At 55.5% G+C, this 636-nt stretch carries 1 protein-coding gene; it reads right to left on the reverse strand.

From position 1 onward, the window contains the following. The coding region (locus KKC1_RS14295) for a beta-ketoacyl-[acyl-carrier-protein] synthase family protein (protein WP_143288779.1) at positions 1 to 636 on the reverse strand (636 nt) is incomplete at both ends.

A 636-nucleotide genomic window follows, 5' to 3' on the forward strand; every position in this document is an offset into this window, starting at 1 on the left:
GTATTATTCATCGCTATATTTACCGCCGCTTTAGTCCCATGATTGGGGACATAGTTTAAATCACATTCAGGATCAGGATGGCGGTAGTTGATAGTCGGGGGAATGTAACCTTCATTGATGGCCAGCAGGCAGGTAACCATTTCGAGAGCGCCCGCCGCCCCCAAAAGGTGGCCGGTCATGGATTTGGTTGAGCTAACCGCTAAGGAATAAGCCCGCCTGCCAAAAATTTTCTTAATCGCCCTGGTTTCGCTGCGATCACCCAGCACTGTTCCTGTACCGTGGGCATTAAGATAATCTACCTGGGCAGGATGTATCCCCGCCTCTTCCAAAGCGCGTTTCATCGCCCTGGCCAAGCCATCCCCGTCCGGCTCCGGAGCAGTAATATGGTAGGCATCGTTACTCAGGCCAAACCCGATAATTTCCCCGTAGATCCCGGCCCCCCGGCGCCCGGCATGTTCCAGGGTTTCCAGTACCAGTACGGCAGCTCCTTCAGCCATGACATAGCCGTCCCGGTACCGATCAAAAGGGCGGCAGGCCGACGCCGGGTCAGCATTTTGGGTAGACATAGCTCTGGTTGCACAGGTTCCGGCAAAAACCGAGGGTACCAGAGGAGCATCGGTACCCCCGGCGACCATA

The organism is Calderihabitans maritimus (assembly GCF_002207765.1).
Lineage (GTDB): Bacteria > Bacillota > KKC1 > Calderihabitantales > Calderihabitantaceae > Calderihabitans > Calderihabitans maritimus.